Genomic DNA, 4,522 nt, shown 5'->3' with positions numbered 1-4,522 from the left:
GGCCACCGTATTTCAAGTTCGACACGACCAACCTGCAGGCCGAGGCATCTGACCTGAAATCCGCCGCCGGTACGCCGCAGTATGTCGCGGTCAAGCATTACGGCTGGCGCAACGAGTTCCTGTCGATCTTCCCCAACGCGGTGTCCGTGCGCGTGGTGGACGGGCCGGATGCCAGCAAGGGCATCCCGTTCCTGAATATCATCATCCTGACCCTGTTTGCGGCCCTGGTCTATGCGATCTGGGTCCGCTGGCGTCGGTTCAAACGTGCGCGCATCGATCCGACGTTAGAGCGGCTGGAAGATGACATCGCCGAAAAGCAGGGCCGTTTCGCGCGCTGGCGGGCGGGTCGTAAAACCAAATAAGCGCGGCGCAAGATCACGCCGCGCCTTTTGCGCACTGATTTATGTCGTGACGGGTTAGCTGGGGCGCGCCACCATGCGCCCCATGGGCCGACCGCCCAGAATATGCACATGCAGATGCGGGACTTCCTGAACCCCATGCGCGCCGGCATTGGCGATCATGCGAAACCCTTCGCCTGCGTCCAATGTGACACCTTCGGCTTTGCAGACTTCCGAGATGGCGCGCACATAGCCGACGATTTCGGCATCGCTCGCTTCTGCCGCGAAGTGGTCAAAGCTGATGTAGGGGCCCTTGGGGATCACCAGCACATGCGTCGGCGCTTGGGGTTCGATATCGCGAAAGGCAAGCGCGTGGTCGGATTCATATACCGTGTTGTTCGGGATTTCGCCGCGCAGGATTTTGGCAAAGATGTTCTGGTCGTCGTAGCTGTAAGCCATGGGATGTCCTTAATCGGTGAAAAGATAATGTGTGTCGGCAATGGGCTGCGCCTGTTCCGGAGAGATGCGCAGGAAAGCGGCCAGCGCCTCGGCATTGTCCTGCGCCGAGGCTGTTTCGCGCATCCGGGCGTAGTTTTCAAACTGCGCGTCGCGGATGCGGTCGGATTCAAGGGTCAGGTCGTTCCGGATGGTGGGCAGCAGCCGTTCCAGCGTGTCGGCCGAGGTGCGTTCGCCCGCCAGCCCGACACGCATGGCGTGGCCGATCAGGTAGTCATCCGAGAACTGGCATTCGATCTCGAGAACCCGTGTCATCGACCGGTCAGAGGCAAAGTCGTTCAGCAGGTCGATATCGCCGGGGTCCATGCAGACGATCAGCCGGTCGGCCTCGTAATAGTCGAACAGCATCCGCATCAGGGACCGCCGGTGGCGGGTGCGCTTGCCCAAACTGTTCTGGATGCCGCCAAGATCGGGCAGGGGGGTGTCCTGTTCGCTGAAAAGATATTCGATCGCGGGCAGGTTGGTGACCTGACGCATCTGCTCTAGCACGCGTTTGGCGACATGCCACTTTTTGCACACGACAATCAGCAGCTCGCGCTCGCGCCCCAGCGTGCTCTCCGTCTCCCAGAAACGGGTAGAGAACCGCCGCCCGATCCGACCCCGACCGGTCAGGAACTTGAACAGGTTACGCCCTTCGTTGCTGATCTGCAGTTCGACATCCTTGGCAGAATAAAGCAACCCCAACCGGCGCTTGAGGTCCGTTGCCTCGCTGCTGATCTTGCGTGCGAACAGATAGTCTTGGGCCAGCAGCAGATCGTAGTGGTCGTTATAGAAGGTCACCGGCATGCCGTAGTCGGTAAACATCAGGAACGTCAGCGTGCGCGCACGAATTTCGTTGTCGGGCACGATATGGCGCACGATGGTCTGAAAAAACGTCTCGTCCGGAATCCAGGTGGTCCTGAAAAACCGCATCACGTCTTTGCGCTTGCGGGTGAAGGCCATCACCGCCTCTATGGTCTGGCGGCGCAGGCACCACCACTGGCTGCCGATCTGGATTTGCAGGTCCGCAGGAATGTCGCGCGTCAGACCAAGGCGTTTCTGTAGCTCGAACATGCCGTAGAACCGCTTTTTCTGGGTGCGCTCGTTGAACCAGTGACGGTAGATCAGCCGCTCTTCCTTCCAGCCGGTCTTGATCCATTCGCTTTCGAAGTAGTCAAAACTTTCGATGAAATCGACGTCGTTATCATCAAGGTAGTCGTGGATGTATTCGGCGGATTTGATTGCCATGCAATCGCCCGACAGCATGTAGAAGTGTGTGGCACGCGGAAAGGCATCAATCGCGCTTTCGACGGCGTTCAGCGTCGCCTGTACCAGCGACCATTCTCCCCAACCGCAGCGGATGCGTTTGCTTGCGAAGGTCACATTGGGGTTCTTGCCAAGCGCTTGGGTGATCTGTGCGAAATCGGCCGGGCTGGCCGAGGCGTCAAAGTGGATCGACATGTAGTCGCCAGACGCCGTCAATCTCTCCGCCTGCTTGATGATTGCAACGGGGTCTTTATGACACAAAAGGATATAGGCAATTCTGGCCATCGCGAAACACGCATCCCCTCTGCTCTGGACGAGTTTGTTAGATAAAGGCGAACAGCGATTGAATAAACCGCGAATATTTGCTTTTTCTATATTTCAGGCCATTCTGTCGCCATAAATGGCAGCATAAGTGCGAAAAAATTTAGGAGGCAGAGCCGATTATGGGTTTCCCAGGGACATGGATGACAGAAAGCGAAAGCGTGGTCTACCGCGTGGTGCCCAAATGTGCCTGTTCGACGATCGGGCAGATCATGTTCTATTCGGACCATGGAAAATTCTTTGACGGCGACATCCATGACGCGAAATCGGGCATGCACAAATGGGCGCATGACGACTCTCAGCCGTTGATCACGCGCAATGTGGAAAACCACAAATCCTACGCTTTCACCTGCGTGCGCAATCCATATACCCGCATCCTCAGCTCTTTCTTCGACAAGATCTGCGGCATCCAGCGCAACGGCCGGCGATATCGCGGCAATCTGGTGCCGCTGCTCGTGCAGAAATACGGGATCGAGGTCGGCGGCGATGACGGCAAGCAAGAGTTTGACCAGATCGCCAGCTTCCGCCGTTTCCTGCTGTTTGCCCGCGACACCATCCGCTGGCGTCGCCCGATGGACCCGGACATCCACTGGTCCGCGCAATCGGGGCATGTCAGCACGTTCATCGTGAACGGCGGCACCTATGACAAGATCATCTGGACAGAGAAGTTCAACGACGGCATGCAAAGCGTGCTGGATGCCATCGACACGCCCCATGCGGTGAACCTGTCCGAAATTCCGCGGTTTAACGAATCCGAAGGCCACGGCCCCAAACGCGCCCACCCGGTTGAGGATTACTTCGACGATCTGTCGATGCATCTGATGCGCGAGATCTTCAAAAAGGATTTCGAGCTGTTCAAATACGATTTCGACAATCCGGCAAACAAGATGCCCACTGCAGAGATCGACCTTGCCGAGGTGCACGCCAAGCTGGGCGACTAAGCGGGCAGGGCCGGCGCGCCCCGCCTGACGGTCCATGCGGTTATGCCCGCTGCGGCATCTTGCGCGCAGGGCCGCAACGCCCTACATCCTTGGCATGTCACAGGTTAAATCATCTTCCAAATCCGACCCGAACTACAAGGTCATCGCCGAAAACCGCCGCGCGCGGTTCGATTACGCGATCGACGATGATGTCGAATGCGGCATCATTCTTGAAGGGTCCGAGGTCAAATCCCTGCGCAACGGCGGTGCCAATATCGCCGAAAGCTATGCCGCCGTGGAAGATGGCGAGCTGTGGTTGGTGAACTCCTACGTCGCGCCTTACACGCAGGCCAAGACCTTCACCCACGAGGAACGCCGTCGCCGCAAGCTCTTGGTGTCCAAGAAGGAACTGTCGAACCTGTGGAATGAAACCCAACGCAAAGGCATGACGCTGGTCCCGATGGTGATGTATTTCAATCACCGTGGCATGGCCAAGATCAAGATCGGCATCGCCAAGGGTAAAAAGCTGCACGACAAACGGGAAACCGCCGCCAAGCGCGACTGGTCCCGCCAAAAGCAGCGTCTGCTGAAAGACCACGGCTGACGCCCTGTCCCGCTCTCGGGGTCTGAACGGAACACAATATGCCCATTTCCGGCCTGTGCTGCATGTGCACAGTCGCGGGCTCTTGCTTGCGGGGGCCGTCGCGGGTAGGCATTGAAAAACCTGTTCTAAAAGGGGGTGGACCCATGGCTGACAACCCGAAAACGCTTGTTTCAACCGATTGGCTGGCGCAGCACCTCAAGGATCCCGACCTGCGTCTGCTGGACGCGTCATGGTATTTGCCCGATGCGGGACGCGACCCCAAAGCTGAATACAATCAGGCGCATATCCCCGGTGCCCGCTTTTTCGACATCGACGAAATCTCGGATGGGCGGTCGGATATGCCGCATATGGCCCCACCTGCTGAAAAGTTCATGTCGCGGATGCGCGCTATGGGGGTGGGCGACGGGCATCAGGTAGTGGTCTATGACGGGGCCGGCTTGCTGTCGGCTGCGCGTGTGTGGTGCCTGTTCCGTCTGATGGGGCAGGAAAATGTCGCCGTGCTGGATGGCGGGCTGCCCAAATGGGTCGCCGAAGGTCGCCCCACCGAAGACATGCCCCCGATCCCCCGCGACCGCCAC

Annotated in this window: 6 protein-coding genes; 4 read left to right on the top strand and 2 right to left on the bottom strand. The window is 58.4% G+C overall.

Going from position 1 to position 4,522, the window contains the following annotated elements; all coding sequences use genetic code 11:
- The coding region (locus tag B3849_RS09940; RefSeq protein ID WP_286780064.1) for a DUF1523 family protein at positions 1–362 on the top strand (362 nt) is incomplete at its 5' end.
- A gap of 54 nt (positions 363–416) precedes the next feature.
- Here the strand turns inward: B3849_RS09940 and B3849_RS09935 are convergent.
- Together B3849_RS09935 and B3849_RS09930 are read right to left on the bottom strand one after the other, a co-directional pair.
- Positions 417–797 (bottom strand): histidine triad nucleotide-binding protein, encoded by a 381-nt coding sequence (locus tag B3849_RS09935; protein ID WP_005851062.1) that lies wholly within the window; start codon positions 795–797, stop codon positions 417–419.
- 9 nt (positions 798–806) lie between these two features.
- Complete coding sequence (locus B3849_RS09930; protein ID WP_278425396.1) at positions 807–2,384, bottom strand: DUF5928 domain-containing protein; 1,578 nt, start codon at positions 2,382–2,384, stop codon at positions 807–809.
- A gap of 158 nt (positions 2,385–2,542) precedes the next feature.
- Here B3849_RS09930 and B3849_RS09925 point away from each other — a divergent pair, with 158 nt between their 5' ends.
- The 3 genes from B3849_RS09925 to B3849_RS09915 all read left to right on the top strand — a co-directional run.
- Positions 2,543–3,361, top strand: coding sequence for a sulfotransferase family protein (locus B3849_RS09925; RefSeq protein ID WP_278425395.1), 819 nt, complete (start codon positions 2,543–2,545; stop codon positions 3,359–3,361).
- 94 nt (positions 3,362–3,455) lie between these two features.
- Positions 3,456–3,944, top strand: coding sequence for an SsrA-binding protein SmpB (smpB, locus tag B3849_RS09920; RefSeq protein WP_009825868.1), 489 nt, complete (start codon positions 3,456–3,458; stop codon positions 3,942–3,944).
- A gap of 143 nt (positions 3,945–4,087) precedes the next feature.
- Positions 4,088–4,522 (top strand): rhodanese-like domain-containing protein (locus B3849_RS09915; RefSeq protein ID WP_286780063.1); only part of this gene is annotated, 435 nt, incomplete at its 3' end.

It is taken from the genome of Sulfitobacter sp. UBA4523 (assembly GCF_002388305.1).
Classification (GTDB): Bacteria; Pseudomonadota; Alphaproteobacteria; order Rhodobacterales; family Rhodobacteraceae; genus Sulfitobacter; species Sulfitobacter pontiacus.
Note: the sequence above shows the minus strand (reverse complement) of the source record. Positions and strands in the feature narration are given on the sequence as shown.

Coding starts and splice junctions, on each gene's coding strand:
- smpB (WP_009825868.1), top strand. CDS start 3,456: ATGTCACAGGTTAAATCATCTTCCAAATCCGACCCGAACTACAAGGTC.
- B3849_RS09935 (WP_005851062.1), bottom strand. CDS start 797: ATGGCTTACAGCTACGACGACCAGAACATCTTTGCCAAAATCCTGCGC.
- B3849_RS09925 (WP_278425395.1), top strand. CDS start 2,543: ATGGGTTTCCCAGGGACATGGATGACAGAAAGCGAAAGCGTGGTCTAC.
- B3849_RS09930 (WP_278425396.1), bottom strand. CDS start 2,384: ATGGCCAGAATTGCCTATATCCTTTTGTGTCATAAAGACCCCGTTGCA.